This window comes from Microvirga terrae (assembly GCF_013307435.2).
GTDB classification, from domain to species: Bacteria; Pseudomonadota; Alphaproteobacteria; order Rhizobiales; family Beijerinckiaceae; genus Microvirga; species Microvirga terrae.
Genome location: NZ_CP102846.1, coordinates 506324 through 532806, shown reverse-complemented (window position 1 = coordinate 532806; position 26483 = coordinate 506324). Strand labels below are relative to the sequence as shown.

At 60.9% G+C, this 26483-nt stretch carries 30 protein-coding genes and 1 pseudogene; 14 read left to right on the top strand and 17 right to left on the bottom strand.

The window, feature by feature from the left end; translation table 11 throughout:
• The first annotated feature begins 135 nt into the window (after positions 1-135).
• Complete coding sequence (locus tag HPT29_RS27085; protein WP_259060934.1) at positions 136-1914, top strand: SLC13 family permease; 1779 nt, start codon at positions 136-138, stop codon at positions 1912-1914.
• Positions 1915-2053: 139 nt separating this feature from the next.
• Here HPT29_RS27085 and HPT29_RS27080 read toward each other — a convergent pair whose 3' ends face one another.
• Positions 2054-2653 carry an ATP-dependent Clp protease proteolytic subunit gene (locus HPT29_RS27080; protein WP_173945844.1) on the bottom strand — a complete coding sequence of 200 codons (600 nt, stop codon included), beginning with the start codon at positions 2651-2653 and terminating at the stop codon, positions 2054-2056.
• Positions 2654-2829: 176 nt separating this feature from the next.
• Between HPT29_RS27080 and HPT29_RS27075 the strand changes: the two genes are divergently transcribed.
• From HPT29_RS27075 to HPT29_RS27045, 7 genes are all read left to right on the top strand, one after another.
• Positions 2830-3249, top strand: coding sequence for a CopG family transcriptional regulator (locus tag HPT29_RS27075; protein ID WP_173945843.1), 420 nt, complete (start codon positions 2830-2832; stop codon positions 3247-3249).
• A 108-nt stretch (positions 3250-3357) separates the two neighbouring features.
• Positions 3358-4626 (top strand): extracellular catalytic domain type 1 short-chain-length polyhydroxyalkanoate depolymerase, encoded by a 1269-nt coding sequence (locus HPT29_RS27070; RefSeq protein ID WP_173945842.1) that lies wholly within the window; start codon positions 3358-3360, stop codon positions 4624-4626.
• Between the two features lie 481 nt (positions 4627-5107).
• Complete coding sequence (locus tag HPT29_RS27065; protein ID WP_173945841.1) at positions 5108-5317, top strand: cold-shock protein; 210 nt, start codon at positions 5108-5110, stop codon at positions 5315-5317.
• Between the two features lie 116 nt (positions 5318-5433).
• On the top strand, positions 5434-5619 hold the full coding sequence (locus tag HPT29_RS27060; RefSeq protein WP_173945840.1) for a hypothetical protein: 186 nt from the start codon (positions 5434-5436) through the stop codon (positions 5617-5619).
• Entirely contained in the window at positions 5620-5994 is a 375-nt protein-coding gene (locus HPT29_RS27055; protein ID WP_173945839.1) for a DUF6481 family protein, read from the top strand.
• Positions 5995-6061: 67 nt separating this feature from the next.
• A complete protein-coding gene (locus HPT29_RS27050) occupies positions 6062-7207 on the top strand; it encodes a sensor histidine kinase (RefSeq protein ID WP_173945838.1) in 1146 nt (381 codons plus the stop codon).
• 106 nt (positions 7208-7313) lie between these two features.
• A complete protein-coding gene (locus HPT29_RS27045; RefSeq protein ID WP_259060929.1) occupies positions 7314-7721 on the top strand; it encodes a response regulator in 408 nt (135 codons plus the stop codon).
• A 57-nt stretch (positions 7722-7778) separates the two neighbouring features.
• On the opposite strand, the gene HPT29_RS27040 is transcribed toward HPT29_RS27045, so the two are convergent.
• A complete protein-coding gene (locus tag HPT29_RS27040) occupies positions 7779-8513 on the bottom strand; it encodes a PRC-barrel domain-containing protein (RefSeq protein ID WP_173945837.1) in 735 nt (244 codons plus the stop codon).
• Between the two features lie 283 nt (positions 8514-8796).
• Here HPT29_RS27040 and HPT29_RS27035 point away from each other — a divergent pair, with 283 nt between their 5' ends.
• The gene (locus HPT29_RS27035) at positions 8797-9051 is read left to right on the top strand and encodes a DUF2934 domain-containing protein (RefSeq protein ID WP_349774732.1); all 255 of its coding nucleotides are present in this window, start codon (positions 8797-8799) and stop codon (positions 9049-9051) included.
• 56 nt (positions 9052-9107) lie between these two features.
• Here the strand turns inward: HPT29_RS27035 and HPT29_RS27030 are convergent, their stop codons facing one another.
• A complete protein-coding gene (locus HPT29_RS27030; protein ID WP_259060927.1) occupies positions 9108-9356 on the bottom strand; it encodes a hypothetical protein in 249 nt (82 codons plus the stop codon).
• Between the two features lie 621 nt (positions 9357-9977).
• Between HPT29_RS27030 and HPT29_RS27025 the strand changes: the two genes are divergently transcribed.
• Positions 9978-11039: a sensor histidine kinase gene (locus HPT29_RS27025; RefSeq protein ID WP_173945834.1), complete on the top strand. Its 1062-nt coding sequence runs from the start codon at positions 9978-9980 to the stop codon at positions 11037-11039.
• Between the two features lie 291 nt (positions 11040-11330).
• Here HPT29_RS27025 and HPT29_RS27020 read toward each other — a convergent pair whose 3' ends face one another.
• The 4 genes and pseudogenes from HPT29_RS27020 to HPT29_RS27005 all read right to left on the bottom strand — a co-directional run bounded on the left by HPT29_RS27020 (position 11331) and on the right by HPT29_RS27005 (position 15721).
• On the bottom strand, positions 11331-11954 hold the full coding sequence (locus tag HPT29_RS27020; protein ID WP_173945849.1) for a tyrosine-type recombinase/integrase: 624 nt from the start codon (positions 11952-11954) through the stop codon (positions 11331-11333).
• A 68-nt stretch (positions 11955-12022) separates the two neighbouring features.
• A pseudogene (locus HPT29_RS27015) lies at positions 12023-12675 on the bottom strand (IS110 family RNA-guided transposase); the annotation flags it as partial.
• A gap of 202 nt (positions 12676-12877) precedes the next feature.
• A complete protein-coding gene (locus tag HPT29_RS27010) occupies positions 12878-13423 on the bottom strand; it encodes a sigma factor (RefSeq protein WP_173945833.1) in 546 nt (181 codons plus the stop codon).
• A 378-nt stretch (positions 13424-13801) separates the two neighbouring features.
• The gene (locus tag HPT29_RS27005) at positions 13802-15721 is read right to left on the bottom strand and encodes an AI-2E family transporter (protein WP_349774731.1); all 1920 of its coding nucleotides are present in this window, start codon (positions 15719-15721) and stop codon (positions 13802-13804) included.
• Between the two features lie 367 nt (positions 15722-16088).
• Between HPT29_RS27005 and HPT29_RS27000 the strand changes: the two genes are divergently transcribed.
• A complete protein-coding gene (locus HPT29_RS27000) occupies positions 16089-17267 on the top strand; it encodes a DUF2382 domain-containing protein (RefSeq protein ID WP_173945832.1) in 1179 nt (392 codons plus the stop codon).
• A 245-nt stretch (positions 17268-17512) separates the two neighbouring features.
• Positions 17513-17752, top strand: coding sequence for a DUF6489 family protein (locus HPT29_RS26995; RefSeq protein ID WP_173945831.1), 240 nt, complete (start codon positions 17513-17515; stop codon positions 17750-17752).
• Between the two features lie 194 nt (positions 17753-17946).
• Here the strand turns inward: HPT29_RS26995 and HPT29_RS26990 are convergent, their stop codons facing one another.
• The 9 genes from HPT29_RS26990 to HPT29_RS26950 form a co-directional block, all read right to left on the bottom strand.
• Positions 17947-18381 carry a hypothetical protein gene (locus tag HPT29_RS26990; protein ID WP_173945830.1) on the bottom strand — a complete coding sequence of 145 codons (435 nt, stop codon included), beginning with the start codon at positions 18379-18381 and terminating at the stop codon, positions 17947-17949.
• 46 nt (positions 18382-18427) lie between these two features.
• Positions 18428-18631 (bottom strand): DUF2188 domain-containing protein, encoded by a 204-nt coding sequence (locus HPT29_RS26985; protein ID WP_173945829.1) that lies wholly within the window; start codon positions 18629-18631, stop codon positions 18428-18430.
• Between the two features lie 62 nt (positions 18632-18693).
• Positions 18694-18912: a hypothetical protein gene (locus HPT29_RS26980; RefSeq protein WP_173945828.1), complete on the bottom strand. Its 219-nt coding sequence runs from the start codon at positions 18910-18912 to the stop codon at positions 18694-18696.
• Between the two features lie 608 nt (positions 18913-19520).
• On the bottom strand, positions 19521-19748 hold the full coding sequence (locus HPT29_RS26975; protein ID WP_173945827.1) for a DUF6894 family protein: 228 nt from the start codon (positions 19746-19748) through the stop codon (positions 19521-19523).
• Between the two features lie 178 nt (positions 19749-19926).
• A complete protein-coding gene (locus tag HPT29_RS26970; RefSeq protein ID WP_173945826.1) occupies positions 19927-20076 on the bottom strand; it encodes a hypothetical protein in 150 nt (49 codons plus the stop codon).
• A gap of 288 nt (positions 20077-20364) precedes the next feature.
• Entirely contained in the window at positions 20365-21537 is a 1173-nt protein-coding gene (locus HPT29_RS26965) for an AI-2E family transporter (protein ID WP_173945825.1), read from the bottom strand.
• A gap of 282 nt (positions 21538-21819) precedes the next feature.
• Positions 21820-22035, bottom strand: coding sequence for a DUF2934 domain-containing protein (locus HPT29_RS26960; RefSeq protein WP_173945824.1), 216 nt, complete (start codon positions 22033-22035; stop codon positions 21820-21822).
• A gap of 180 nt (positions 22036-22215) precedes the next feature.
• Positions 22216-22470 (bottom strand): hypothetical protein, encoded by a 255-nt coding sequence (locus HPT29_RS26955; RefSeq protein WP_173945823.1) that lies wholly within the window; start codon positions 22468-22470, stop codon positions 22216-22218.
• 9 nt (positions 22471-22479) lie between these two features.
• Entirely contained in the window at positions 22480-22824 is a 345-nt protein-coding gene (locus HPT29_RS26950) for a hypothetical protein (RefSeq protein WP_173945847.1), read from the bottom strand.
• Positions 22825-23069: 245 nt separating this feature from the next.
• Between HPT29_RS26950 and HPT29_RS26945 the strand changes: the two genes are divergently transcribed.
• Together HPT29_RS26945 and HPT29_RS26940 are read left to right on the top strand one after the other, a co-directional pair.
• On the top strand, positions 23070-23609 hold the full coding sequence (locus HPT29_RS26945) for a hypothetical protein (RefSeq protein WP_173945822.1): 540 nt from the start codon (positions 23070-23072) through the stop codon (positions 23607-23609).
• A gap of 1028 nt (positions 23610-24637) precedes the next feature.
• Complete coding sequence (locus HPT29_RS26940) at positions 24638-24832, top strand: hypothetical protein (protein WP_173945821.1); 195 nt, start codon at positions 24638-24640, stop codon at positions 24830-24832.
• Between the two features lie 549 nt (positions 24833-25381).
• Here the strand turns inward: HPT29_RS26940 and HPT29_RS26935 are convergent.
• The gene (locus HPT29_RS26935) at positions 25382-26425 is read right to left on the bottom strand and encodes a YihY/virulence factor BrkB family protein (RefSeq protein ID WP_173945846.1); all 1044 of its coding nucleotides are present in this window, start codon (positions 26423-26425) and stop codon (positions 25382-25384) included.
• Between the last annotated feature and the right edge of the window lie 58 nt (positions 26426-26483).

The window sequence follows — 26483 nt, the reverse complement described above, 5'->3', positions numbered from 1 at the left end:
GTGAGGACACGGCTCCATTGCAGGTACGGGCTTCGACGGGAGTTGCTCCCTCTAGCCAGGTAAACAGAGCACCATGATCAATCCGACCGGGAAGTTCCGCGTTATCACCACACTTCCCCGGCCAAGGCGGAACCGATGACGCAGGACCAGACCCTCGCCTTTACCATCTTGGCTGGAATGATGGGCCTGTTCGTCTGGGGACGCCTGCGATACGATCTCGTCGCCGTCCTGGCCCTCCTGGCCACTGTGTTCGCCGGCATCGTGCCGCATAAGGTGGCCTTCTCCGGCTTCGGGGACGACATCGTCATCATCGTCGCGAGTGCGCTGATCGTCAGTGCGGCGGTCGAGCGCTCCGGCGTGCTGGAGGCGGCCCTCCATCGCGTCTCGCCATACATCACGTCCGTGCAGGGCCAGATCGTGATCCTTGTGACAGTGGTCACGGTCCTGTCCGCCTTCGTCAAGAACATCGGCGCACTGGCCATGATGATCCCGGTCGCCTTCCAGTTGGCGCGTCGCTCCAATGCCTCACCCTCTTGGTTTCTCATGCCGATGGCCTTCGGCTCGCTGCTCGGTGGCCTGATCACCCTCGTCGGCACCTCCCCAAACATCATCGTCTCCCGTGTGCGCGAGGAATTAACGGGACAGCCTTTCAGCATGTTCGATTTCACTCCCGTGGGCCTTGGCCTCGCGGCAGCCGGCGTGGCGTTCCTGGCCTTTGGCTACCGGCTTCTGCCCGGTGGTCGCAAAGCTGCTGCAAGCATGGACGAGGCTATCGATCTCACCGACTACATGACAGAGGCACGGGTGACTGCGACCTCGCCGGTCATCGGGCACACCGTCGGTGATCTGGCCAGACTGTGTGACAATGAGGTTCTGGTGACGGGCATCGTCCGAAATCAAACCGAGCACATGATGCCCCTGCCGGATGCCGTCCTTCGCGAGGGCGACATTGTCCTCCTGGAGGGTGACCCTGAGGCGCTCGAGCGAGGTGTCGCCCGCGCCTATCTGGAACTTGAGGGCGCGAGGCGTCCCACCGAAGGCCAGGACGTGGACGAGGAGACAGGTGGGGTCGAGGCCGTCATCGGGCCGACCTCAATGCTGATCGGACAGAGTGCCAGGCGCCTGGCGTTGCACGAGCGCTTCAACATCAATCTGCTGGCGGTCAGCCGCAGCGGCGTGCGGTTCACCGAGCGCCTGCGCGACATCACCTTGCAGACCGGCGACGTCCTGGTGCTGAAGGGCGATCTCACGCGGCTCCCGGACAAGCTGAAGGAACTCGGTTGCCTGCCGCTGGCCGAGCGGGAGATCCGGCTGGGCAACGTGCGGCAGGGCCTCGTTCCCGTGGTGATCCTGGGCTGCGCCATGGTGCTCACGGCTGTCGGAGTGCTGCCCGTCGCGACCGCCTTCTTCACCGCCGCCGTCCTGATCGTCCTGCTCGGGGCGCTCTCGCTGCGCGAGGCTTACGAAGCTGTCGACTGGCCCATTCTCGTGATGCTGGGGGCTCTCATCCCGGTCAGTGAGGCGATCCGCACGACGGGAGGCGCCGATCTCCTGGCCGGATGGCTGTCGCAGCTGGCCAGCACGCTCCCATCCTACGGCGCCCTGGCGCTGATCATGGTGGCTGCCATGGCCGTGACACCGTTCCTGAACAATGCAGCGACGGTGCTGGTGATGGCTCCCATCGCGGCAACCTTTGCTGGGCGGCTTGGCTACAACCCCGATGCCTTTCTCATGGCGGTCGCGGTTGGTGCAGCCTGCGATTTTCTTACGCCGATCGGGCACCAATGCAACACGCTCGTAATGGGGCCGGGCGGATACCGGTTTGGCGACTATTGGAAGTTGGGGCTGCCGCTGTCCGTCATCGTCGTGCTGTTGGGCGTGCCACTCATCCTGCTCATGTGGCCGCTCTCCTAGCCTGGGGGCCGTTCCCTGCACAATTTATAACTGTGTTACGTCTGCTTTCGGGCACTTCCGTTGGATAGAATTATCGGTTTCAATCAGCTTTCGCTTCTCATCCGGCATGGGCCCTCAAGCATTAAAGCCGCGCTGTCTCTCAATCCGGTAGTCCGGCGAGATACTGATCTGTTAGATAGAAGATATCCTGGATCGGCATGGTCGGAGTGACGATGTCCTCGATGAAGCCATGCCGCAAAGCATCCTCGGCGAAGTAGATGGTCGTGCGGCTGGCCGCGGCCTCCACATCCTCCACCGAGAGAGGTACCTCAGCCTTCTGGGCCGTCTCAGCGGCAATCACGCGATGGGTCTTCTGGTCGACCGCAAGCAGCTCCAGCTCAGATTTCTTCAGGTCGGAGTAGCTGTACCAGTCGGGCAGGGAGGCTTTTGAGAACTTCGTCTGATGCACCATGAAGCTGGAGGCCGGAAGACCAAAGCGCGTCTGAAAGCCAAGGAAGAACAGCACGCCCGCCGAGTCAACGCTCGACATGTTGTAGATGGTGGTGCGCTCGGGTCTGGCCTTGAAGAAGTTGTAGAGCTCCATTCCGGAACTCGGGTTGCCGCCACCCGTCACGAGGTAGACCACGAATTCGTCGATGCCACCTTTGGCGGCACTGATCGAGAAGACATAGCTCGTCAGGGCATCGCACATCTTCTTGCTGATGATGGCGCTGCAATAGACATGCTGGACGATGGGCATTGCGGTCTCCTGATCAGATCTCACCCCAAGGACTACGCTCCCGACCAGGATGCCTGCCCTTTGACATAGACGCGAAGCAGCGGGTTGGGTTCAGCGAAAGATCGGCATGGAGGTCTTGAACTCACTAACGGCACCATCCATTTACCATCCAGACAGATGGCGTGCGGAGGGTAGACATGGCCGGCAATGTACACGAACTTCGGCCTAAGGCGGCAGACAGCGAGAAGATCACGATCAACCTCGGCTATGTCGACCTCGGCCATATTGATCTCCTCGTCCAGGAGGGTTTCTACTCCAACCGGACTGACTTCATCCGCACGGCCATTCGCAATCAGCTCGACCGGCACAACGAGGTGGTCAGGAAATCCGTCGAGCGCCACCAACTCGACCTGGGCCTGCGCCACTACAGCCGCCAGGATCTCGAGGCCGTGCAAGCGGCCGGAGAAGTGCTGCACATTCAGGTGCTCGGTCTGGCCAGCATCGCTGGTGATGTCACGCCCGAGCTCGCCCAGCAGACGATCGCCTCCCTTCATGTCCTTGGCGCCTTGCACGCTAGTCCCGCTGTCAAGGAGGCGCTGAAGGACCGCATGCGCTGACCACCGGGTAGCACCCGCCTCACTGACTTTCGAGCCTGCCTAACCCTTCCCGCGCGGAAGGGGCAGGCGCCGCTTTGCCTTACTTCACCCCACAACAGGATCGAACCCATGAATGCACAACCCAACATCGACATGCTTGAGGCCACCCGCCTCACTCGCGAAGGCCGGCTTGCAGAAGCCATGGCACTCCTTCAGGGAGGGCTTGCGGGTGCTCATTCAGCAACGACCGCGAGCAGCGCTGGAGGAGATGAGAGCACCCGCGCAGCAGGGCATTTCCGTCGCATCATCGACATGGTGCCGCCATCTGCCGGGGGAGGGGCCTGGACGCCGCCGAAATTCGACCTCCCGCCCAAGGCCTCTAGTCCACTTGGTGGTTTCGCCGGAGGCTCGGGCCAGCCTCAGGTGCCGGAAGCGCTGCGTGGCTTCCTCGACCGCATGGGCCAACCCGGTTCCGCGCTCGGCCTGGATGGCTTGGCTGGACGGGGTTCAGCCCGTGCACCGGCCCCGCTGCCTGAGGGCGCCCGCTTTGAAGAGCGGACCTTTGCCAATGAAGCGGGCAGCAGGACGTACAAGCTCTACATCCCCAGCGGCTACACGGGTCAGCCTGTGCCACTCGTGGTGATGCTGCACGGCTGCACGCAATCGCCGGACGACTTTGCCGCCGGAACGCGGATGAACGAGCTGGCCGAAGAGCAGACGTTTCTGGTTGCCTATCCGGCGCAGGCGCAGTCGGCCAATGTCTCCAAGTGCTGGAACTGGTTCAACGCAGCCGATCAGCAGCGGGATCAAGGTGAGCCCTCGCTGATCGCCGGCATCACCCGGCAGATCATGCGCGACCTCTCTGTGGAACCTGGACGCGTCTACGTCGCCGGGCTCTCGGCCGGTGGGGCGGCAGCGGCGATCATGGGCTCGGCCTACCCGGATCTCTATGCCGCCGTAGGGGTCCACTCGGGTCTGGCGTGCGGAGCGGCGCGTGACATGCCCTCGGCATTTGCTGCCATGCGCCAAGGTGGGGCGCCTCATCGCAACGAGGCCAAGCAGCCTGTGCCGACCATCGTGTTCCATGGTGATCGCGACACGACCGTCAACCCCGTTAATGGCGACCAGGTTGTTGCCCAATCGAGGGCGGGCTCGGATCTCCGAACGACCGTCAGCCGCGGACAGACTCCAGGCGGGATCCGCTACACCCGCACGGTCGAGTGTGATGACAGTGGACATCCGATGCTCGAGCATTGGGTTCTGCACGGAGCGGGTCATGCTTGGTCCGGCGGAAGTTCGGCAGGTTCGTACACTGAACCCAAGGGCCCTAATGCAAGCCGTGAGATGATGCGCTTCTTCCTTGAACATCCGAAACCGGCAGCCGCATCCCCCGCGTAAGCACAAAGAGCCCGCCAACCATCGCCGTGGTTTGGCGGGCTCTGATTTGGTATCCGCCGCCTCATCAGAAAAGGTTGGCCATCGGATCAGGAATCACATCCCTCATGCCGACAAGATCAACCAAGCGGAGAGTGCATGTTCTTCATTGTGACGGGACAAGGGCTGAAGGGGCCGCTGGCGGCAGCCTGCGAGACGGCGGCAGCGGTCGAGAAGGCCCGTGCTTTTATCGCTGGCGGAGTGAGGAATCTAGCCTCGCGGCGGCTCCTCTGGAGGGCAACACTCCTATCCCACCTTGCAATCCGGTATGGGAGCCCCATATTCAATGTATCGACTTTTGGCCGAACAATCGGGCCGTTTCGCCTCGGTATGCCAGGCGCACGTTCAGACACTCATCCCAAACATCGACGAACCCGAGTACGAGGTTGTGCTTTCGCATGTCCTTGAGCTCACGTGCACTCACGCATAGCCTAAGGATACTCCCATGAACACGGGCACCGTAAAATTCTACATCGACATGAAGGGTTTCGGCTTCATCCAGCCGAATGACGGCAGCAAGGACGTGTTCGTCCATGCCACCGCTCTCGAGCGCGCCGGCATGCGCGGCCTCGTTGAAGGCCAGAAGGTTGCCTTCGACACGGCCGAAGACCGCCGCTCCGGCAAGATCGCCGTCAACAACATCGAGATGGCATAAAGCCAGTCTCTTTGGTGCAAGCATATCCGCACTGATCATCGAGGCCGCTCCCACGGGGCGGCTTTTTGTTTGCACGCGTGGTGCTGCCTTTGGCAGTCCCACGGTGGAGAGCCAGTATGTTTCATCAATACAAGATCCGACAGATGGTGCGCCTCATACGGGCGCCGATTTCCGACAGCCGTACCAGCGGCATCTACAAGGTCTTACGGCTCATGCCAGCCGACGAGACCGGCGAAGTCTCGTACCGGATCAGATCCGGTGTGACGGAGCCGGCTGTCCGGGAGAGCGAGATCAGAGCATGAGTGGTTTCACAGGACAAGGGGTTTAGCGATCGGCTGAGCACAGCCCAGAACGCCCGCAAGGCCATGCTGGAGCGCGTCCGGGCCAAGCCGGGTGCGGACGATCCGGCTGTGGCCGAGCGCAAAGCAGCACGGCAGGCTGTCAGCACCGCCCGTGAGGCGCAGCTGGCCGAGCGCGAGAGCGCGAAGATTGTCGAGCAGGCCCGCGCGGCCGCAGAGCGGGAGGCGCAGCAAGCGGCCGAACAGGAGCAGCGCCTCGCTCAGGAAGCAAGCGAGGTTGTAGAGAGAGCAGAAAGAGCCGAGCGTCAGATTGCTCTGAAAGCCGAGCAAAAGGCAGCCCGGGATGCCCGCTATGCCGCCCGAAAGGCGCGCAAGTAAGCTAATTTAGGGCATCTGCCAAACACCTGACAGCCTGTCACCGCAGCCCCATCACACTGGATCGGCCATGAACGAGTTCGAGGAGAACAAGGCGGACACCCCTGAACGGACTGTGTCCGAGCGCCACATCGAAGCCGTACGGCAGCAGGGTGGCCTGTTCGTCGAGGCCGTTCGCCGGACTCGCATGCCGATGCTCGTGACCGACGCCACCCTGCCCGACAATCCCATTATCTTTGCCAACCACGCGTTCGTCGAGTTGTCCGGCTACAGCATGGACGAGTTGCTCGGGCAAGATCCGCACTTCATGAACGGCGCAGGCACCGACCCTGAGGCCATACGGCGTTATGAGGCCGCGATCACCGACGGGCGGGACGAAACCCTGGAGATCCTTCAGTACCGCAAGGACGGCAGCCCGTTTCGGGCCATGCTGTTCGCCAGTCCCGTGGATGACGGCCAGGGCACCGTCACCAACCACTTTCTCTCCTACCTCAACATCACCCGACGCTACGACGCTGAAGAGGACCTTCGCGCGCTGACCTCGGAACTGGAGGCCCGAGTGGCGGCCAGAACCCAGGAACTGGAAGCAGCCAACGGCAGACTGTCGGCGCTGGTTGCCGAGAGGGAGATGCTGCTGGTCGAGGTCAACCACCGGGCCAAGAACAGCCTTGCGATTGCTGCATCTCTCCTCGCCATTCAGGGACGACGGCAGCCGGACCCGGCCGTCAGGGCTCTGTTTGAGGAGGCCCAGGACCGGCTCAACGCCATGGCGCGGGTGCACGACCTCCTCAGCAAGTCGGAGAAGGCTCAGCGCGTCGACGTTTCCGTGTACGTGGCAGATCTGTGCGAGGCCCTGAGGCCAATCACAGAGAACGATGACCACATCCGCCTCGAGGCAAAGATGGAAGATGGGATCCTGGTGGAGGCCGATACGGCGGTTCCGCTGGGCATTGTGCTGACGGAACTCGTTACCAACGCCGTCAAGTACGCGTTCCCCACACCACGGTCAGGGACGATCCTCGTCCAGGCGCGCCGCAGCCACCCGGGATGGATCGAACTGGTCGTCCGGGATGATGGGATCGGGATGTCGAGCCTGCGGGAAGGATCACTCGGGTATGGCCTCGTCCGGTCTCTCGTCCAGCAGATCCGGGGTGAGATCGACGTGCGCAGCGATGCGGGATTGACGGTCACGATCTCGTTCCCGGAGGCGTCCTAATAGACGCCAGAACACACCCGAGAAATGGCAACAGGTCTTGAAACCGACTGAAGCCATGGGGACCCGCACCCGCCGAGTATTATCGTGGCCTTAGGAACGAAGAGGATTGAACGCCATTCCGATCGACCCGCTTGAGAAGAAACCCGACATTCGCGCGCTCATTCTCGTTGTCGAGGACGAAGCGCTTGTCCGCATGATGCTGGCGGACGTGCTGGACGATGCTGGCTTTAAGGTCATGGAGGCGGCTCACGCGGATGAGGCGCTTCATATTCTCGCGGCTATTCCCGACGTCCAGGTTGTCGTCACGGACTTGGAAATGCCACGCGGGAGCATCAACGGCTTTGAGTTAGCCCGCAGAGTGCGCGAGGATCGACAGGATATTGGTGTTGTGATCGCATCAGGACGCGTTGCCCCCGTACCCGGGGATTTGCCGCCGGGGGCCCATTTCGTCGGAAAGCCGGTTCGCCCTGAAAGGCTGCTTGAGCTGATCCGAGCACTGCTTCTTCGTGACTGAGAGCGCCACGAGAGAGCGTTCGTGGCACTGAAGCGTAAGCGCGAGTCTGCCCCTTTCTTATGGGCGGCCTTCAAAGAGCGCGTCGTTCCGGGTGCGCCATGCGTTATCCGACAGCCACTTGTAATCCTGATCGGGCATGTGCGGGATAGTCTTCACCTGCGCCTCCGGCATGGGGAGGAAGAAGCTGTCGCGCTCCTGCGAGACCTTGAGGGAGCGGATCGGGACGACGATGCTGTCCTTGCCAGGTGTGAAGAACCCTCCTGATGCCACAATTGCATAGTCGCGGCGGTCTTTCGTGCCGAACACGACGTTCCTGACCTCGCCCACGATCTTATCATCGGCACTACGCACCTCGGCGCCGATGATCTGGTCCGCCCTCAGGCCGGGAGCAAGCTCCTCAATGTGGATCAGTGGCTTAGCATCCTTGTCAGCACGGCGACCTTGGACTGCGCCCCGTTGGACCTTTGGCTCGCGAGCGTCCATCTGCTTCTCGGCATCCTCCTCATCGTTGCCGCCCAGGGAGTTCATTGGAGGGCCGGCGAGAAGTTCACGGATGTTGCCCAAGAGGCGCTCGCAATCGTCGTGACGCCCGTAAGACCAGAGCGTGACCGCGGCGTCGCGCAAGTTGCGCAGGTCACGAACCGTCTGGCGATTGGCCTTCCCGCGAAGCTCGGGCTTTTGCAGAATGGCCTCTTCGAGTTTGGCGTCTGCAATCTGGCAGTCGGCCATCGCTGGCGTGACCCCGAGCACGCTGAGGAGAGCGATTGCGAGGAGAATTGCTGGGGGCTTCATAGGTGGTCCGATCTATGGGAAGGCGAACTGGCCAACCTCAGGCGGCCTGCCAACATACGCGTTCATTCTTAATAATCTGTGGATAACATCGCAGAAATAGCGAAAATATGTGAGTTGAAGCCGCTTAAGCGTTTAATCAAAAGCAGTAATATGTCAGTCACTCAATGAACGACTATAGTTATTGGATATATACAGTACACGGATAAACTTACTTAAAACAGCGGTATTTTGGGTAATTCTTACATTTATAATTTCCGAGGCCTTCAATAAGCCGCGGTCTGTCATGTATGCTCCAGGCGACAAGCAGTGGAAGGATGCCGAGATGGAGCCGAGCACTAATGGTACTGAAAATCAGGTAAGACAGCGCGCCTACGAGCTTTGGGAGCAACACGGCCGGTCCGAGGGTCATAAGGTGGAGTTTTGGCTGCAGGCCGAGCGAGAATTGAAGAGTGAATGGAGCAGTAGTGACATCAGTAAAGGCGTCAGTGCGAATGCAGCGTCAGCTAGGAGCGGTTCAGGGTCCGACGGTCCAGGCTAAGCAGCTACCATCACGCCCGGCGGAGCGGTCCGGAGCATCCTTCGTGATATTCACGCCTAGATTTTCGGTCCTGGTTGATGCTCGCCTGGATGGTGCCGGCAGACGCCCCGCGTGTGTTTCTCGATTGCCGCCAAGGCGGCATCAAGGGATGCGAAGGGGCCATGCTCGATGCCGGCCATGGTCTCCAGAGCGTGGCCGGCCGGGCGGATTGTGAACTGCTGGGCCGGCGCTTCGGTGATCCGGCCCATGGGGCGGCCAAGCAGGTCCGTCAGGTTCCATGCCCTGCTGTCGTCGGTTGGTGTCACGATCACATCCAAGCTTACCTCCCGTTCCCGCACTGCGCCTGGATCTATATGGGCCGTCAGTCTCATACCTAAATCTCGCGAACGCAGCGCGTTCCCGCGCTTTTGCAGCCTGCTGACCTAGGGCGCGGATTGGCTGCATCCCCCACCGCCGCTCTGTTCCATCGAATGGCCACTCCTCGAACAAGGGTTGTCTTTGCTGTTACAAGATCGGGCCATCGGATGGCACGCGCTGCACGTACGCCGCAGAGCCAACCAAATGTCTTCATCAAACCTTGATGATGCAAAGGTCATCCTATGAGGCTGGTCATCCAATTAGTCATCGTGAGGTCCGGACGTATCCTGCACCTGTGCGGCCTCAAAAGCTTCCGGCGCGACCGAGATCGCCTGGAAGGACCCAGGACCCCGTAACGGAGGGGTAGGAAATTCACGGTAGCAACGCGGCGCTAGGCTAGGAAGGACAAGTCATAGATAGGCTCCTCGTCCGCCGGTTGGGGCGAGCTTCATGATTGCTGGCGGATCCTGTGGCCAAGATTGAGTGAAAGATATCGCGGTGTTTCAGGCCGTGAAACGCTACAGCCGCCCGCGTTTGCTAATCCACTGGGGTGAGCGCATAGTCCCACTATGCGTCAAAATGAGCTTGACATCAGCACAACGCTCGCACGCGCCGTCGTGGATACCGTGCGCGAACCCTTCCTTGTGCTTGACCAAAACCTGCGGATCATCGCCGCAAGCCGATCCTTTTACGCGAACTTCCAAATTGGACCGGAAAAGACGCAAGGGCAGATGCTCTATGACCTGGATGATGGGGAATGGAATATCGCAGCCCTCCGACTGCTCCTCGACCGGATCGTGCCGGCGTCCGAAGTGATGGAGGATTTCGAAGTCGAGCAGGAGTTTCCCCGCATCGGATGGCGTACGATGCTGCTCAACGCCCGCAAAGTGTTCGATGAGACCCAGGGCGCTCCTATGATCCTCCTCGCCTTTGAGGACGTCACTGAACGCCGCACCGCCGAACGGACTTTGAAAGGCCTCCTGGAGCAGAAAGATATACTGCTCGCAGAGATGAGCCACCGCATTGCTAATTCCCTCCAGATCATCGCCAGCATCCTTCTCATGAAGGCGCGAAGCGTGAAGTCAGACGAAACCCGGCAACATCTCGAAGATGCCCATCGCCGCGTCATGTCCGTCGCGTCAGTGCAACAACACCTGCAAGCGGTGGGACAGGCCGAGCGGGTTGAGGTCGGTAGTTACCTGTCCAAGCTCTGCGAGGCGCTGGCGGCGTCCATCATTGGGGACAATCGGCGTATCATAGTAAACGTTGTGGCCGGTACCGGTATGGCGTCGTCAAGTCAGGCGGTGAGCTTGGGGCTGATCGTGACCGAGCTTCTGATCAACTCCCTGAAGTATGCCTTCCGCGACGATCATGAATCCGGTCGCGTGATCGTCGGGTATGAGGCCCATGAAGATGACTGGAAGCTGTCAGTTTCGGACAATGGTACCGGAATGCCGTTGCAGACACCGGGCAGCAGGAAATCTGGGCTCGGCACGAGCCTGATAAACGCATTGGCTCAACAAATCGACGCCAAGGTTGAGATTGCAACGAGTCCAAAAGGCACAACGGTGTGCATCACCCACGCCACCTTCAAGTCCCTTCTACCCACAGTCGCATCTGCAAACACCTGACACGGCCTTATGGTCGATATCTCCAGCCATGCCGTTCCTGATGAAAATCATGATCAAGAATGGTGAGTTTGATGATTGGAAGTCAGATCAGCTGTATCTGGCTCGCGAGCTGCCTATCTGACTTGAAGGGCCAGCGCTGGCAAGGGCCCGACTACCATGGCGGAGCAATTAAGTCCGGAAGTGGCACGCCCCAGTCGTTTGTCCCGTGGCTGCTTAAGCCCCAAGTCCGGACATTGGATCCGTGATCCTCGGTGAGCTCTGAGGCGGCTCGTCGGGGAGCCGCCTCTGCGTTTAGATCTCAACCTGTTCCGCAATTAGAAGGGCGTCGTCGACGTCAATGCCGAGGTATCCCACAGTGCTCTCGATCTTGGTGTGGCCGAGCAGAAGCTGGACGGCTCGGAGATTGCCTGTTCTTCGATAGATCATCGACGATTTGGTCCGCCGCAGGGAATGGGTGCCGTAGGCGAGGGGATCAAGGCCGATCGCGCGAAGCCACAATCCCAGCAGACGGGCGTACTGGCGCGTCGTCATTGGCTTCGCTCGATTGATCCGGCTTGGAAACAGCGGCTCGCCCTTGTGCAGGTTCTTCTTCTCAAGCCAGCATCCCACAGCCTCGCGGGTCTGCTCGGTGATCTCGAACTGAACAGGTCGGCCCGTCTTCCGCTGCATGACCGTAGCTCGGGACCGCACCCGCCCATTGAGGGCTACATCGTCGACCCGGAGCGCAACCAGGTCGCAGGCGCGCAGCTTGCTGTCGAGCGCCAGATTGAACAGAGCCAAGTCCCGAATGCGATGCGCAACCTGGAGTCTGACCCGAATGGACCAGATCTCCTTCGCTTTGAGAGGCGGCTTGGGTCCGATCAGCTTGCCCTGGTTCCAAGGCGCTGTCGTTCGGCAGCATTGGGTGGAGATCATGTCTTGCATTGCAGTGCAGTGCTCCTGAAATGAAGCCCCCGCAATGAATCTTGGCCGTTCTTCCGACGAAGCCGAGACAGTGCATTCCTCCGAGAGGCTTGGATTTCCTCAGTGACCGCTTCGATGCGCTCGTCGAGATGACGCCAGTCCTGCATCAGGCCTTCGATCATGTGCGTCATCCGCGGCGTGAGCACGTCCGTTCGCTGAGCGAGAATATCCGGCAGAGCCTGACGCAGCGAGCGCAGCCTCTGGCGCACCGCAATTCCGCGCTCGAGCAGGAAAGCACGGATCTGGTTGATCACGGCTGTTCGCTGACTCACCAGCCGCGAGCGAACACGATGAAGCGCTTGCAGGTCGAGTTGCTCGACCGTCTTGGTAGGGACAAACCGCATGGTCGGCCGCTGGACGGCCTAGGCAATGGCTTCTGCATCGCGGAAGTCGTTCTTGTGGCTTTTGCGGAAGGTGATTACGAACTGGACTGGGATCAGCTTCACACCGTGGCCCAGCGCCAGCAACTGGCGGCTGAGATGGTGGCACCCACACACGCTTCCATCCCGATCAGGCAGGAGGGCATATTGGCGAGGCGCTGCTCGACCTGTCCGCGCGAGAGCTTCTGGCGCAGGACGATGGCGCCACGGGCATCCAGACCGATGAGGTGGAAGCTGGTCTTGCCGATGTCGATGCCAAGGGTGGCAACCTGATGAAGCGGAGCTGTAGACATGGCTCAGATCCTCGTGCTGGGCGCCCCTGATGAAGGGTGCGCCGGTAAGCACGGCCGGTCCATCCCATTAGCGGATATTCCGAGCCTGCGCTGAAGGACATATCGAGGACATCGGCATCCTGTGCCGCCGACAGCGGGGACATGTCAGGTTCGCACGTCCCAAGGATCGGGCTTGTGTTTCCGCATCCGCCATCTGGTAAGCCTACGCCGGTGCGCCGTGCGACCAGGTAATGCTATCGTCGCGGACGAGCCCCATCAGTTCGGCCAGGCGGGTCCTCGCCCGGTTGACCGGCTCTTGATCGTCCCGACCTTGGTCCCAACGGATTCGACCCTTTCCTTGGCCCTCCCCAACGATGAGCAGCAGGGCCTCGCGCTGCCCGCGGGGCAGCTTGGCAAGCGCCGTATGCAGATCCTGGACCGTGAGCCGGTCCTCCTGGTCTGGGATGGTGATCATCGTTGCCGCATGAGTTCCATCCGTGTCCTCCACCTCGCGCTGCTTCGTACGGCGGCCGGAGAAGAACAGGTTGCGCAGGGTGGTGAAGCGCCAAGCCTGGAGATTCGTGCCAGCCTCGAACTCCTCTTGCTTGTTGATCGCCTTCAGAACAGTCTTTTGCACGAGATCCTCAGCTTGATGCATATCCTGGGTGAGGGAGATCGCGTGGGCCCGCAGCGACTTCAGGCTGCCGATGAGATTGGCTACGAAGGCGTGATCCACCGCCTCCGTGTGAGCCCGGATGACCTGAGCCACGCGAGTGACAACCTGGGCCAAGCTCCGGGGCATCTTCCCTGCGTCGGGATCGCCGTCAAGAGCGCGCAGCTCGCGCCCGAGATGGGTCTGGATGGCGTCGGTGCGGGAAAGGGGACGCAGCGAGGTGGAAGCGTTCGTTCGGGATGCACTGGGTCATCGTCCATCAGATGCATCAGGCTGGGGTGCTTTCAACCGTGGAAGGACGCGGAAGCGGAGCTCGTTGGTGCCGAAGTCAAAGGTCGCTCATGACAAGGGCCATCTGAAGCCGGACGCGTGGCCGTGCAGTTGCTCCCGTTCGACATGGTATCCGGCCGGGACCGGGTCAAGCGGCGCTGACCGCGATGGATCCGTTCCGGACCTCGGTCGCCTCTGTCTTGGCTACCTCCAGGCACACGGCCATCGCCTCCCGCAGGCTGTAGCAACGAGATCTGCCCGGACCGCCTCCCGCAGGGCCGCGGCCGCCGCGGCGGCCATTCCCTCGACCCAGCACCCCAGCAGGATTTGCGCCTGCGGCATCTTGCGGCGCAGGCGACGCACCGCGTAGCGCATGTGTGCCGGGCTCCCGGCATCGAGATAGGACAGGCACACCATGGCGACGCCGGCATCATCGATCCTCGCAACGGCTTGGATCGACAGCGAGGCTGCGCTTTCCACCCGGGCGTGGAGCCCATGCTTCGTCAGGAGCTGCGCCAGCATCAGGGCGGCCGCCTCGTCGACCGAGCTCTGGCCGGCAATGCACAGGATCGGTGTCTCACCCCGGAAGCGCGGATTGAGCTCCTCCAGCCCCAGGGTCGGAAGGTCGGTCCTGTCGCCCTCGTCCTCGCTGGCCTCAACGGCGGCGACCGCCTCCGGATCGTCGGTGCGGCCGGATATCGGCTCCTGGTCTGGATGGTCGGAGAGATCGTCCACCAATTCCTCGACCGTTGCCCTCATCCGCTCCAAGCGGGCCTCGTCGAGGACGCCACGCAGGGCGTCGGCGCGGGCGAGCCTCAGACCGGCCAACGCCACTTCGTCATAGTAGACCGAGAGCGAACGCTCCTTCAGGAATTCCTCCGCGACGTCGGCGGCCTCCGCGGGATCACCGGCCAGCATGCGCTGGTAGAAGATCTCCGGTGGCGAGAGGGCCGGGCGGTCTCCAAGCATGACGTCGAGGAACTCGAGCCGCTCCACGTGCCGGCCGAGCACGACCAGGCACACCGTCAGCGGCGTTGCCAGCACCAGCCCGATCGGCCCCCAGAGCCAGGTCCAGAAAGTTGCGGCGACAACGACCGCCACGGGAGACAGACCCGTGCTATGGCCGTAGACGAGGGGCTCGACCACGTGGCCGGCGAGCGGCTCCATGACGATGAACAGGGCCGCGGTCATCAGCAGCATCGACCAGCCGGGATCAACGGCCGCCGCCAGGGCCAACGGGAAGGCAGCGGAGATGAATGCGCCGATGTAGGGGACGAAGCGCAGGATCGCCGCGAGGATGCCCCAGAGCACCGGACTTGGCACGCCGATGAAGTAGAGGCCGATGCCGATCACCACGCCGAAGGCGGCATTCAGGGCCAGTTGCGTCACGAACAGCCTGCTCAGGCGGCCGGCGGCATCGTCGAGGGCGGCGGTGGTCTTCTGGAGGTCGTGCGAGCCGGCCAAGCGGATCAGGCGGTTTCGCAGGTCCTCCCGTTGCAGCAGGATGAAGATCACGAAGATGATCACGATGCCTGTGGTCGCGGCCGGGTGGATCAGCGGGGTGATGAAGGCACCAAGGGTTTGCAGGGCGCCCGGATCGGGCTGGCGCACTTCCACCGGGATGGGCTTCGTCTCGGTGGCAGGCACGGTGCTGGGCGTCAGCGGATTGGCCGGCAAGGATGTCCCGGCCTGCGGCCTGTCGAGTTCCTTGCCCAGGTCCTGCAACACATCCGCGGCCCGCTCGAGGGCGCCGCTGCCGGCGGCGGACCCGCGCAGGGACTGCACCTTCTCGCGCATGGTGGCCTGGTAGCGCGGCAGGTCCCCGGCGAGCTGGGTGACCTGCGTCGCCACGACGGTGGCAAGCACCGTGATACCGGCAAAGGCAACCAGGACGACACCGACCACCGCCAGCGCCCGCGGCACGTGAGCCTTCTGCAACAGCCGGATGAGCGGAGCCAGTACAAAGCTCAAGAGTATGGCGAGCGCGACCGGAACGAAGACCTCGCGTCCGACATACAGAGCCGCGATGACGAGAGCGATCATGCCGACGACGCCGAGGCCAGCGGATGCGGGGCTTGGGGTGAGAATGTCCCGCTCAGCGAGCTTGGGCTTCAGGTCTGACATTGTTGTGAGTTCCCGGGCCGCCGTCAGCTCGGTGGCAGCGGCCCGGCCCAGTGCGACAACGCCGATACAGCCGTTTCGCTCCGTTGCCCGGCTTAGCGCTGTCCGGCATGCCAAAGGAAACCGCCCGTTGATCAGGAACTGTGGGGTCCTAAAGCCGTTGTCATGTTGCGATGCAGCAAACCCCTTCGCTGTTGCGAGATTGTCTTCCTAGTATCTGCGCCGCCGCTCTCCAAAGGTTAACCAATCCCAAACTCCGCTCGCCTCGGGGAGCCATTGCTTCGCTCTTCCATCTCAGTTCGTAACAAGCGGATCGGGCAACAGATTCCACTCAGTATTGCGTCTGGCTTCAATTTTTCATGAGGACGACATGACGACCATCAGACAATTGCTTCAGACTGGCCCGGCCAAGGCCAACGAGCTCTTCGCCAAGCTCGTGGATACCTCGGACGGCGCGGTCAAGACGCGCGAGAGGCTGTTCGCGGATCTCAGGGGGGAATTGGAGCTACTCGCGAGGCTCGAAGAGGAGCACCTGTTCCCGGTGCTCAGGAAACACAAGGCGATTAAGGGACTCGTGTCCGAGGCGCTCGCTGACAACAGGCAAACCAGAATCCTTCTCGACGAGCTTGAGTCCACCCCCAAGGACAGCGAGGAGTTTGTCACCAAGGTGGCCGAGCTGCGCAAGATCCATCAACAGAGCGTGCGCGACGGGAAGAACGAGCTGCTGCCAGCCGTGCTGGAGGCGCTGAGCGACGAGGAGGCGCAGGCTATCGTCGATCGCATCGAGGCCGAAAAGACCGAGATCAAGGAGGCCCAGTTGGCGGAGGCTGAACAGCGCCGGATCGAGGCAAGGCTCGAGCGTGCGCAGGAAGCCAGGCGTCTTGTTGACCAGGAGGACGAGGCCGAGCGCGAGCAGGAGGCCCGCACGGCCGTCCGGCAGACCGCGGACGCCTTCGCACGGACAGGCGAGGCCGCCGCTGAGAGTGCCACGCAGATGGTCCGGACGACGGCAGAGGTCGCGCAGCGGGTCGCAACTGCTCCCATGAGCACTGGCTCGGTTCTCTGGGATTCGATGTTCAACCTCTGGACGGCTCCGCTGGGCCGTGCCATGGCGCGACCCACCGCTGGGCAACTGTCAACGCAGGCGGAGGAGGTCATCCCGCTCGCCGAAGAGACCCTGGTCGTGGGCAAGCACACCGTAACCAGCGGCACGACCACCGTGCGCCGCGTTGTCGTGGAAACGCCGGTTCAGCAGCAGGTGTCGCTTTTTGATGAGAAGGTCATCGTGGAACGACGCAAGCCAGTCACCGATGCCGTCACGGGAGAGATCCTGACCGAGCTCACGATCGAGATGATCGAGACGTCCGAGACGCCCGTGGTCGGCAAGAGCGTAAAAGTGCGGGAAGAGGTCGTCGTGCGCCGAGAGCGCACCCAACGGATCGAGACCGTGCGGGACACTGTCCGTCGGGACGAGATCGAGGTCATGCACTCCGACGAGAACCATCGTTCCGGTAAGACGCAGCCGGCAATCGCCTCCAGCCGCAAGTAAGATCACGAGAGCAACGCGCCCCACCTTGCACAGGTCGTGGTCCTCGACCGCGACCTGTGTGTCCGTAACCGGAACAGGAATGCAAGCGTCAGGGACACTTCACCAAATCATCAGATCAGGTTCCGTGACAGCCACCCATGCTTCGAACCGGATCATGGGTGGCCACTCCGAACCAGCCCTGTTGATCGCCGATGTCGTGGAGATCCACGTCGGCCAAATGGCTGACCTCCGACAGGAGACTTCAAATGAAGGTCACGATGAACATTGATTGCACACCAGAAGAAGCACGCGCCTTCTTCGGTTTGCCGGATGTGCAGCCCATGCAGGAGCACTTGATGAGAGAGATGCAGGAGCGCCTGTCCGCGAACCTGAAAGCAATGGATCCAGAGACGATGATCAAGACCTGGTTGCCGACCGCCGTCAAAGGCTTCGAACAATGGCAGGATATGTTTGCATCCCAGATGAGCTCGGCAAGGACTAAATAGATTTCCGCGTGGCGGTCACTGTCGTTCCAGGGATCTGAACGGGATCAAGGATCACCGAGAAGGTTTCATGTGCCCGCCTTCCCCACCTCGCCAACCCTCCCAAGGAGGTGGGCCGTGACAGGCCGCAGATGACACGACACAAAATGATAGGGAATGCTCACCAAATTGCCGGATCTATTACAGAGGAGTGATTTTCAGCGGGGTGCATCCATCTCTGGGAAAGCAGCCTGATCAGCTTTGTTGCGCGCGAGAAGGGCTTGCAAGACCGCCAATATGGCTTCATCCGCCGCAGCCGCCGCCAGCTCAAAGGCAGCTTCTGCGTAGGTCTCTGCCTCATCAGCCTGAGCATCGAGCAGATAAGCCTTGTCATGTTCATTCTTTGGAACGAGAAGAGCATGCAATCCGGACTTCTTTTCCGCCACCCACGTCTTTGCCCTGGCATTGGCTGCCTCAACTGCAGCGCGATGGTCGTAGATGCGTTGCTCGACACGGTCGAGTTGGCTCTCAAGAACATCTTGTGAGTGATTGAAGCTTGCGGCGCCGTTTGACTTTAAGGATTCAAGCCGGCGGTCCAGGCCGTGGAGCTTGATGCGAAGCTCATCGCAAAGACGGCTTATCCTCTCGCTCATGCGAGGCTCCTTTCGGGATCAATTGTGACGGGACAGCAGGCTTGGCCTAACTCTCTCTTGCCTGCCATTCACGGCTATACTGGCTCACAATCCCAGTGCTGAAGACTTTTGCTCCCGGACCAATGGCGTGGGCTTGCGCCGCTGCGGCGTTGATGGCGGCAACGCGGGAGTCGTACTCGCCATGATGTTTGCCATTCACGCGAATGCGCCAAGCCCCATGGTGCTTCACGACGTAAAATTCGGTCGACATCAACGGATCTCCACACCTGTGAGCCTGGAGGGCTTGAGCCCGCTCCAGGTTCGAGGAATTGATCAGAACTGCTTGCCTGCCATCCAGCTTTCGACATCAGCCTTGGCGGTCTCGTAGGGCAGGCTGTAGCGGACCTTGACCAGTGTGATCAGTTGCTCCTCATTCTTGATCTGCGACAGGTCCAAGGTGGTCAGGCAACTCCACCGACGTTTTGCATCGCTGCGATACCCAATCTTGCGGGTGACCGTCTCATCGCTTTCGCCGCCCTGATAGCCAAACATTGTAGCCTCCATGAATTGCGGCTGGTCTCGTCGTACAGCGACCGGCTCAAAGCTGCTTATCCAAGGCCCAGAACTCGACATCTCTGGTCGCCTGCTCGTGGGAGAGACTGTAGCTCTCCTCGACTTTTCCGATGAGTTCCGACGGGGTTCGGATCCCCAACACCTCTCGTGCCGTCAATCGATCCCACTTGGCTCGTATCATCGGCAAGGCGTGAAGCGCCAGTCCGGGGCCGTCGTGCGTTCGATAGTGCTGAAGATCGAATATGGAGCGGCTGTTCGGGCACATGGGGAAACTCCACCTCTCACATATGAACCTTGGCCACCGCGAAGTAGGCCCAAAGTTCATCTTAAATTAAGATGGTGGGCGTGAGCTGCAATTACAGGCAGCCAACAAAATAAATATCAAGTAAATACGATTATATATCTCGAACCTAGACAAACTAGTATGCTGTTAAATTGTAAACGAAGCCGATATTAGGATTTTTTACTTAATATATTCGGCATGATGCAGCCAAGGAACGGAAAAAGTGTTAGGCCAGAGGTCGTCTCGGTTCTTCTCATCGCTGGGTGCCTCCTCCTCTGCGAAGCGTGCACTCGAGAAAGAACGGTCAAGCATTCCCAGACCCTGCGGCAAAGGAGGACAAGATGTTCGATAAATCTCGCCTCCCCTGGATCAATGATCCACTGAACCTGACGCTCGTCATCGTTGTAATCGCGGCCTCGATTGCCGTTTTCAGAGCTTCCGCGTGGGCTGCTTGCACATCGGGCAGGTCCTGCCCCTCCTCGTCCTGTTTGAAGCCGTTCTGGTCATGTAAATGAAAGAAGAAACGGGGCATGGACGCTTCAGCGCTTGCGGACAATAACTGTCAACGCCGGGGGGCTCCCTCCCTGTTCCATAAGGGCTTACTCCTCAGGCTGCCTATGTTTCCGGGGCGCCGATCACCTGAGCCATCCTGCAAGGCCTCGCGATGATGATCCCTCCAGCGACACGACGACCGCGTGCGGAAAGTAGGCCTAGCGGATAGGACCGCCGGGTTCATAGAGCACCTGACCGTGCTCCAGTTCGACGAGGTCAAGATAAGGATTAAGGGCCGAAAAGTGCTCCGCTTCCAGGCCGGCCGGGAGCCAGTTCGTGCGATAATCAGCATCGAAAGCCTTCGGCATGGCTGGGTCCCGTTCACGCAGATGCGTGAGGATCGCCTCAGCATATGTGGCTTCCACAAACGGCCTGCCTAATAGTGCCGCGGTAAGCCATCGAGGGGTATTGCACGAAACGGCTTGTGAGCCCCATGCCAGTCGCGAGATGATGCGCTTGTTCCACCGACCCCCATGTACAGACGCGTCTCCCTGCTTAGAGACTGGTCCCCAATCCCGGATGGCAGGAGAGCGCGCCGCGGCAAACGTCTCATCCGATCAACGTATTCGGATTACGCCAGTACCATGATGGTCATTCTAACGTGCCGAAGTCTCGGATCCCTCGAGGAAGTGTCCCAGGACCTTCAGCGGGCGCACCCGATCACAAACGATCTTCAGAATCGCCAGCATCGGAACGGCCAAGATCGCGCCGGGCACGCCCCACATCCAGAACCAGAACACCAGCGACAAGATCACCAGCACGGGGTTCAACGTGAAACGCCGCGCCAGCAGCATGGGTGTCAGAGTTTCGCCCTCGATAAGGTGAATGCCGAGATAGAGGGCCGGCGGCAGCAGCGCCCACCATAAGCTGTCGAAACTCAGCATTCCGGCGAGAAGAAAGATGCCGATCCCAAACATCGGTCCCAAGATCGGAATGTAGTTGAGCAGGAAGGCTGTGGCCCCCCACAAGAGAGGATCTCCGAGCCCGCAAAGATACATCGCGGCCGCGGTCGCGATCCCCACCGCCGCATTCATGGCCGTGATCGTCACGAGATAGGCGGATATGTCCTCCTCGATCTGCTGGGAGATGTCGACGGCTTGCCGCTTGTCGCTGAATTTCGGCAGGATTTCGACGATGCGTCGAAGGAAGAGATCGCCCGACACCAACAGAAAGTAGAGCACCAGAACGGTCGTAAACAGGCCGTCGAGGACAGACCGCGTTCCCGCAAACAGAGCACTTGTCAGGCCAAGATCACGGCGAACCGCAATGGTAGCCCCCTTTGGCCCGGAAGCATCGGCGGCCTGCTCGGCCTGATCAATGACCTTTTGCAACGCTTGAATCGGCGCCCTGAGAACCACCAGGTGGGCTTCGAGGCGCGGGATGCCCTGCGGCAACCTTTCCGCCCAAGTCGCGGCGGGGATTGACAGAGCCGCTACGGCACCCACAAGCGTTCCAGTCACCAGCAGGATGGCTACGAGCGCTCCGACGGTCCGGGGGCAATGCACACGCTCCAGGAGACGCACAGCGGGTTGCAGAAGCAGCTTCAACACAAACGCGAGTACGACGGGAAGGATGATCGCGCTTGCCACGTAGAGCGCCGCCAAAGCGGCCAGGGCGAAAAGCCCACCGAGAAAGAACGTCTGGGGATTGGATGGCAGCGGCATCTCTGCATCGTCGAGTGCCTCCGTCGATAGGGCATTCGGTTCCGGCGGCCGATCATCTTGGACCGGTGCCAACGGGGAACGCGGTGGCATTGAGACCGGAGCCATGGCCGTTCTCCTTCCCGGACCTGAGCATGTCCGTGTATCCGCAGTGAACCATACCCGCTTTCGTCAACCCTTGCCAGAAAAGCCATTTCCAAGGTGCGACCCCGACGTTGTTCAGCGCGCACCCGCCCACCGAACAATTCCCCGGCTCGGTCGGCCGTGGGGACGTGCTTAGAGGAGGAAGGCGTCACCTTGATCGAGGCATCGTCGGCCGACTTTGCGGCAGCCGTCTGTCACGCCACAACTGACTGTCATCGCCAGCTCGCATTACTCCGAAATCTGTTCCTAACCCGGGCCGTCCGATCCGGAGCCACTCCTCGAGGAAGCGGCATTTGCGCTGACGCCTTTGCTGATGTCGCTGGCGCTTCCTTCGCCCTTCAACTCACGCTCGGCCTGGTGCCAAAACTCCGCCTCGTAGCCTTCTGGGCAGCCGCGTTTCTCCCAAAGCTCGAAAGCACGCCGTCTTACTTGGCCCTCGGTAATATTGGTGGTCGGCGCCATTTGTGTCTCCTTAGTTCGTTCTCTTCCGAGAAGTATACAAACCAGGCTGCGCCGCAGGCTCTCAGTCATAGACATTTGCATAAGCTCAGCCCCTAAACAGTAGACGTGTTGGTGCCCATGGCCACTGATGAGAGAGTTCAATCGGCGATGCCAGTCACCACAAGGGCGGCTGATCCCGCCTCAGGCAGACGGCTGCTCTTTGTGAGCTGCCGTCAATTCCCGCGGATCGACCCTGACCGCTTGCACCGATCCCTGGTGCCCCTGATGCAGTGGCAGGTAAATGGTGGTCGCAACGCGCCGGTAGGCGAGAAACGACAGCCCCTCAATCAGTTCCTCGTCAATGTCGATCGTGTATGTGCCGGCGGGCTGTAAGCCATCAACAGCCAGCAGCGAGAACGGATGATCGAAGGTAACGGTCTCTCGTGTCGTACGCATGACCTGCTCCTAGGCCGCAATCTTATCGGCGCAATCTTTGGCAACCTGGCTGTCGCCTTCCGCAGTGCCTGGCATCGTCGCCCACCCGTTGTTCATGACGAGATCGGCCCTGTTCCAGGACGAGGCAGCCTTGATCGCGGCAACGCGCTCGGCAAGCTGGGGATCGCGCTTTGATTGATCAACGCAGATCAAGGATAAAGCCGCGACGACATCGGCTTTCGACCGATCAGCGGCCATCGTGCGGGCGGTTCCGCCCGTGACCCAACCGCCCCAGGAAAACCCGATGATGACAAGCGCGGCAGCGCCGCAGGCGGCGCCATAGAGGCCAGGTTTCCGCCATTCTGGGGTTTGCATGATGTTTTCCTCGGGACGATGGAAGCACAAGTCTCTTGTCCTTAAATCTCAACATAGCACGAACAAGTGGATTATTTGGTGTTTATTTCGGATTTGATCCTACTTATTCAGGCGGCAAACTCCCATATCTTATAGAATGTGGATGCGAATTTCTGTTTACGGCAGACACCCGTCACGATACGGGAATTTCAACTTGGCTTGGCCTGAGGCGTTCATTGAACGAGCTCTACATTGAGGAGGCCGCCATGACATTTCTGGTCCAGTTCAAGAGATACCGACGCGGTGTCCTTGAGGTCATTGGAACACTGCCTGTTGCCGCTGCCGATGGTGCCGCAGCTTTGGCATTCGCCCAGAGCCCCGCCGGAATGAGACGCTGGCCAGTGCGGACCGATGCTCTGCGCGTGATGGACGATGGTGGCCGCACGCTGCTCGATTGGACAATGCCGGTCGAGATCGCGCAGCCGGTGATCTATTCACCCACCCGCGTTTCAACTAAGGCCACGGGCAAAGAACCGCGCCCAGCGCCCCTGGTAACGGCAGAGCGGTCAAAAAAGGGCCCATCAACACACGCCGTGGACCAGCACCGTTTTGCTGTGGGGCAGTCGGTCTCCTACGCGGAGGACGGCCGGCCCGAGGTCTGGAACGGCGGCTATGAGATCGTCAGGCTCGATGACCCGCGTGGCGAGCCGCAATACGCGATCAGAAGCGCGGATCAGTCGTATGACCGGATCGTGCACGAGCACGAACTCCGCGAGGACCTGGGTGCCCGCGCCCGTGGCCGTTGAGCCTCCTCCTCCGGTTCGCAGTCCGGGCCGGTCAAGAACCTGCATGAAGCTGCCGCGGAAGCATGACGAATCCGAGCCGTTGGCTGCACCAAGGAAAGCGAGCGAGACATGGCACAGAACATCCTCAGTTTAGCGAAATCCATTATCCGTAGGGTTTGGGGTGCTTTGGTGACCGCCCCAACTCCCGCCGTGCAACCACGGCCGCAGCTCAACGGAAGGCGAGGCTACGGAGACGGCAGCATCAAACTGCCCGACTGAGGTCTGAGAGCACAGCCACCCTGAGGAAGGATCGCCTATGAATGTCTCTCACCGCTGATTGAAAGCCCAAGAGGCGGGGCCTGTCAGGCACAGAAATTGGGCTCCCGCGCAGCCCACGTCCCCGTTTCAGGTCAAGCTGTCCCGTCACAGGCCGGCTCGAAGAGGCAGAGACAATACTATGGCGCTCGAGGCTGCCTCGTTTCCCGGCGGATATTATCCAGCTCATTGCAGGTATGTTCCATCTCACGCCGGACTGCCCCCATGTCGCGGCGCAAGTCCTCAATCGAGCGCCTAATCTGCTGAGTGAGCTCCCGCAAGTCACCGCGAGTGATCGATGCGTCCGTACTATCCTGCTGAACGCTCGCGCAATCCGGCGTGCCGTCACGGCGGTAGCGCAAGCTCAGGGTCTCTCCCATCTTGAGATATCCACACCGGGTGTCCGGGTCGCGCCACGTCGATGGCGGAGTCTCTTGTGCCGTTACCGAGGTGGCGAAAACCAGCAGACCAGCCATGATTGCGATTGTGATCATCAAGCCTCCCTGTGAAAATGTGGGGTCGTGTGCTCGGAAGACCATGATGGTCCCGAAGGCACTGCCTCAATGAAAGGGCACAGTGTCGGCTGTGGACATGAGACTCCCGTTGACAGCACGGCGGGCCGGATGACCGACCTAACTTTGGCCAGCACTTCAGCACTCCTGGTCTGGAGGCGGTGGTTCTCGGAACATGGTGGGACCGCTGGTGTTACCCTTAGGGCAGCCTCGGAGGTTGATATGAAGGACCAAGAGATGGTGCTCTCTATCATCGTCAACGCCATCCAATTCACCCTCCAGCACGCGCAGAAGGCTCCCAATCATCCCGGAACCGTCCTATCGACCGAGGAGCGGGTGGATATCGCAAAAGCAATCTTAACCGCGCTTTCTGAACAAGGATTCGAGATCACACGAGCACCGTCGCAGCCGCGCTAATCTTCCGCCAGACGAAGAAGGATCAGCAAAGAGCGCTCCTTTAGAAGGGTCCATCCCGATGAACACGAAAACTCGCCCAAGCCTGCCCAAGGGCAAGCCCAAGAACGGCATCTCACAATGGGACAACGAGGGAGGCGCGCCTTCGTCCGGCGATCGGTCACGAAAGCAGGGTGGCAGGACCGAAAAACCCGATAAGCCTGCCAAGAAGGCCTCCTGATCTCGCAGGAGATCCGGCAAGGAATTCAGACCTGCTGGGCCAGCATCGGGAACTCAACGTCGCTGGTGGTCTTCTCACGGGAGGGACTGCACCTCACCTCGGCTCTTCCAATGAGTTCCGACGTGGTTCGAGACGCCGGTAGCTCTGCCGCCGTCAGCCGCAGCCTGGTTGCTTCCGCCATCTGAACGGAGTGAGGCGCGAGACCGGGGCATCATGATCCTGATAGCGCAAGTGGGATCCTCCCGCAGCCGCAATCCAGGCGCGGCCCTCCGGCGGTGTTTGCCGGTCCTGCGGATGAGCGGTGTCTCCGGACGCGATGTTAGGGCGATGGATCAGCCATGTGATTTGCCGACGTGATCCGCCTTGTTGGCGCCGCGAGATCCGAGCGGCCTTGGTGGACCTTCCGTGCTGTCCTCGGCGGTCTGGTGCTCCATCTCGGCATTGAGCGCGGCGCCGAGCAGGACAATCACTACCGACAGCCAGATCCACATCATGAAGCCGACACCAGCGCCAAGCGAGCCATAGGTTTTGTTGTAGCTGTCGAAGTTGGCGACGTACCAGGAGAACAGTATCGACGCCGCAAGCCATAGCGCGGCCGCCATAGCGCTGCCCCAGGTCACCCACCGCCATTTGGCATCTTGGCGGCTTGGGCCGTAGCGGTAGATGACGGCCAGCCAGGCAAAGACGACAACGAACAGGGCAGGCCAGCGCAGAATGCTCAAGAGCCGTCCGGCCGGGGTGACGAAGCCCATGAAGGTGAACACGACAGGCGCCACCACCACCGCGCCGATGGCCAGGATCACGACGCCAATCATGCCGAGCGTGAGCAGGAACGTCGTGGCATAAAAGCGCAGCAGGCTGCGCTTCTCCTTCTCGCCGTAGACCACATTGAGCGCATCGAAGAGGGCCGCAACGCCCGAGTTCGCGCTCCAGAGCGCGACCAGAAAACCCACCACGAAGGCAAGGCTGAGCGTGTCGCTATCCTGGGCGATGATCAGGCCGATCTGCTCGCCGATGAGCTCCAGCACGCCGCCGGGCAGAATGCCGGCCAAAAGGGACAGATGCCCCCTGATCGTGCTGGAATCGGCAAAGAGCCCGTAGAGCGACACGATTGTGGCGACTGCCGGGAACACCGCCAGCAGGGCAAAGAACGCGACCCCGCCCGCGGTGGACAGGATCCGGTTCTCCGGGATCGACCACAACATGCGCCAGAGGATGTCCTTCCAGCCCCGCGCCGGGATCTCCCCGGGGGTGTCGGCGTCGCGTCCCCGGCCAAGCTCACGAGCGCGGGCCAAATCGCCCGACGGCGCGTCGCGGGCTGCCTTCTCGCCGACGCCGGAGCGCCAATCCTCTGCCTGCTCATTCATCGGAGCCATGCGTTGTTGATCAGGGTTCGGCAGAATATCAGGTTCGCAAGCTCCTGGCCGCTCCAAC

Coding starts and splice junctions, on each gene's coding strand:
- HPT29_RS27085 (WP_259060934.1), top strand. CDS start 136: ATGACGCAGGACCAGACCCTCGCCTTTACCATCTTGGCTGGAATGATG.
- HPT29_RS27080 (WP_173945844.1), bottom strand. CDS start 2,653: ATGCCCATCGTCCAGCATGTCTATTGCAGCGCCATCATCAGCAAGAAG.
- HPT29_RS27075 (WP_173945843.1), top strand. CDS start 2,830: ATGGCCGGCAATGTACACGAACTTCGGCCTAAGGCGGCAGACAGCGAG.
- HPT29_RS27070 (WP_173945842.1), top strand. CDS start 3,358: ATGAATGCACAACCCAACATCGACATGCTTGAGGCCACCCGCCTCACT.
- HPT29_RS27065 (WP_173945841.1), top strand. CDS start 5,108: ATGAACACGGGCACCGTAAAATTCTACATCGACATGAAGGGTTTCGGC.
- HPT29_RS27060 (WP_173945840.1), top strand. CDS start 5,434: ATGTTTCATCAATACAAGATCCGACAGATGGTGCGCCTCATACGGGCG.
- HPT29_RS27050 (WP_173945838.1), top strand. CDS start 6,062: ATGAACGAGTTCGAGGAGAACAAGGCGGACACCCCTGAACGGACTGTG.
- HPT29_RS27040 (WP_173945837.1), bottom strand. CDS start 8,513: ATGAAGCCCCCAGCAATTCTCCTCGCAATCGCTCTCCTCAGCGTGCTC.
- HPT29_RS27035 (WP_349774732.1), top strand. CDS start 8,797: ATGTATGCTCCAGGCGACAAGCAGTGGAAGGATGCCGAGATGGAGCCG.
- HPT29_RS27025 (WP_173945834.1), top strand. CDS start 9,978: ATGCGTCAAAATGAGCTTGACATCAGCACAACGCTCGCACGCGCCGTC.
- HPT29_RS27020 (WP_173945849.1), bottom strand. CDS start 11,954: ATGATCTCCACCCAATGCTGCCGAACGACAGCGCCTTGGAACCAGGGC.
- HPT29_RS27005 (WP_349774731.1), bottom strand. CDS start 15,721: ATGTCAGACCTGAAGCCCAAGCTCGCTGAGCGGGACATTCTCACCCCA.
- HPT29_RS27000 (WP_173945832.1), top strand. CDS start 16,089: ATGACGACCATCAGACAATTGCTTCAGACTGGCCCGGCCAAGGCCAAC.
- HPT29_RS26995 (WP_173945831.1), top strand. CDS start 17,513: ATGAAGGTCACGATGAACATTGATTGCACACCAGAAGAAGCACGCGCC.
- HPT29_RS26990 (WP_173945830.1), bottom strand. CDS start 18,381: ATGAGCGAGAGGATAAGCCGTCTTTGCGATGAGCTTCGCATCAAGCTC.
- HPT29_RS26985 (WP_173945829.1), bottom strand. CDS start 18,631: ATGTCGACCGAATTTTACGTCGTGAAGCACCATGGGGCTTGGCGCATT.
- HPT29_RS26980 (WP_173945828.1), bottom strand. CDS start 18,912: ATGTTTGGCTATCAGGGCGGCGAAAGCGATGAGACGGTCACCCGCAAG.
- HPT29_RS26975 (WP_173945827.1), bottom strand. CDS start 19,748: ATGCCCCGTTTCTTCTTTCATTTACATGACCAGAACGGCTTCAAACAG.
- HPT29_RS26970 (WP_173945826.1), bottom strand. CDS start 20,076: ATGCCGAAGGCTTTCGATGCTGATTATCGCACGAACTGGCTCCCGGCC.
- HPT29_RS26965 (WP_173945825.1), bottom strand. CDS start 21,537: ATGGCTCCGGTCTCAATGCCACCGCGTTCCCCGTTGGCACCGGTCCAA.
- HPT29_RS26960 (WP_173945824.1), bottom strand. CDS start 22,035: ATGGCGCCGACCACCAATATTACCGAGGGCCAAGTAAGACGGCGTGCT.
- HPT29_RS26955 (WP_173945823.1), bottom strand. CDS start 22,470: ATGCGTACGACACGAGAGACCGTTACCTTCGATCATCCGTTCTCGCTG.
- HPT29_RS26950 (WP_173945847.1), bottom strand. CDS start 22,824: ATGCAAACCCCAGAATGGCGGAAACCTGGCCTCTATGGCGCCGCCTGC.
- HPT29_RS26945 (WP_173945822.1), top strand. CDS start 23,070: ATGACATTTCTGGTCCAGTTCAAGAGATACCGACGCGGTGTCCTTGAG.
- HPT29_RS26940 (WP_173945821.1), top strand. CDS start 24,638: ATGAAGGACCAAGAGATGGTGCTCTCTATCATCGTCAACGCCATCCAA.
- HPT29_RS26935 (WP_173945846.1), bottom strand. CDS start 26,425: ATGGCTCCGATGAATGAGCAGGCAGAGGATTGGCGCTCCGGCGTCGGC.